We start from the raw sequence: 1,845 nt of genomic DNA on the forward strand, positions 1-1,845 counted from the left end.
CGAAGTCGGGCAGCGGCACGAGGGTGAAGGGGCCGCCGGTGCGGTGGATCTCGGTCGAGACGTTGCCGTGAGGGATCGGGTGGGTGACCGCGAAGGCCAGCGCCTTCTGGCCGAAACGGGTGGTCTTCACGCCGATGCCCGCGGCCTCGCGCATGGGGGAGTTGCGCCCGTCCGCGGCGATCACCAGCCGGGTCTGCACCGTGCTGCCGTCCGAGAGGCCGACGCGGGCATAGGCCTCGCGGGTGAAGAGCGTGGTGGTGGCGGTGCCGGGGCGGAAGTCGACGGTCGGCATGTCGTGCAGATGCGCCGCCATCTCGCGCCGCAGCAGCCAGTTCGGGAGGTTCCAGCCGAAAGGCTTCTCCGAGATGTCGTCGGCATCGAAATCGCGGGTCACGCGCGGTTCCGGGCGTTCGCCACCGGCGTCGACGATGCGCATGACCTGCAGCGGCATGGCGTGGCCCTCGAGCCGGGCCCAGAGGCCCGCCTTCTCGAGGAACGCGGTCACCGGCGGGGCCGGGTCGACGCAGATCACCGAGAATCCGGCGGCGCCGAAGGCGGCGGCCGCGGTCAGACCGGCGATGCCGCCGCCCGAGATGAGAATGTCGCAATCCATGGCCGCTCTCCTTTGCCCCATATCTAGAGCGTTTCGGGACCAAGCTGAACCACCCGGCGGAAGCTTGCGCAGCCGTGCGTATGCGGGCTGCGCTGCCGGGCCGAGTCGGACGGGGTCCCGATGGGAGATCTAGGGCAGGGGGCGGCGTGATGCCATGCGGCGCGGGCGCACCTTGCCCGCCTTACTTGCCGACGGTGATCAGCAGGATCATCGCGTAGCAGACCGGCACGCAGGCCAGCGCGCACATGGCGAGGCCGACGGCACCCCAGGTCACGGTCGCCGCGGCCACCACGGCGATGAAGACGGCGAGGCCGATCCAGATCCGGGCCTCGACGCTCAGGCCGCGGGCGGTTGCGGGGGCCAGATCGGCGGCGGTCGCTTCGTTCATGCTCATGTCGGTCTCTCCTGGTCACTGGGGCCGGGCGATCTTGCGCGGCGCATCGGCAGGCAGATAAGGACCGCCGGGCGGCAAATCAGCATGCCGGATTGCCGCAGGAACGGAATGTCGCAGGGGCGCTCAGAGCTGGCCGAGGAAGGCGGGCAGATCGTCGGTATGGTGCTGGATATGCGAGCCCGCGGCCCGTTCCGGGGCGACATGCACCGTGCGCATCCCCATGGCGTGGGGAGCGGTAAGGTTGCGCGGGTCGTCCTCGAACATCGCGGCCCTGAGGGGATCGGTGCCGTCGCGTTCGAAGACCGTACGGAAGGCGTCTTCCTCCGGTTTCGGACGGTAGCCCGCGTGTTCGACGCCGTAGATCGCGTCGAAGGCCGCGTCGAGCCCGCGCGCCTTCAGCACTTGTGCCGCGTAGGGAGCGCTGCCGTTGGTGTAGACGATGCGCCGGCCCGGCAAATTGCCGATCAGCTCGGCGAGATGCGGGTCGGGCGCCAGCGCGTCGAAGGAGATGTCGTGGACCTCTTCAAGATAGGCGTCGGGGTCGATCTTGTGCTCGGCCATGAGCCCGGCGAGCGTGGTGCCGTGGAGCTGCCAGTAATGCTTGCGCAGGCGGTTGGCCTCGGTGTCGTCGACGCCGAGCACGCGCACGACGAAGGCGTTCATCCGCCGTTCGATCTGGTCGAAGAGCCGCACGGAGGGGGCGTAGAGCGTGTTGTCCAGGTCGAAGACCCAGTGCCGGACGTGGCTGAAGTGCTGTTTCACCATGGCGCGAAGCTTAATCCTCTGCGCGGTTTGCGGCAATGGGCGCATTGATCCACAGGCGCCGTTGGCGCTATCT

The 1,845-nt window shown here is 68.9% G+C and carries 3 protein-coding genes; all 3 read right to left on the reverse strand.

Annotation, left to right across the window (positions count from 1 at the left end; translation table 11 throughout):
• On the reverse strand, nt 1-613 hold a 613-nt coding region (locus HC022_RS25595; protein WP_167454263.1), incomplete at its 3' end, for an FAD-dependent monooxygenase.
• Nucleotides 614-794: 181 nt separating this feature from the next.
• Complete coding sequence (locus HC022_RS25600; RefSeq protein ID WP_008884317.1) at nt 795-1,007, reverse strand: hypothetical protein; 213 nt, start codon at nt 1,005-1,007, stop codon at nt 795-797.
• Between the two features lie 123 nt (nt 1,008-1,130).
• Nucleotides 1,131-1,772, reverse strand: a complete 642-nt coding sequence (locus HC022_RS25605) for a pyrimidine 5'-nucleotidase (protein WP_008884654.1) — start codon at nt 1,770-1,772, stop codon at nt 1,131-1,133.
• Nucleotides 1,773-1,845 lie beyond the last annotated feature (73 nt).

This window comes from Salipiger sp. HF18, assembly GCF_011806505.1.
Lineage (GTDB): Bacteria > Pseudomonadota > Alphaproteobacteria > Rhodobacterales > Rhodobacteraceae > Salipiger > Salipiger thiooxidans.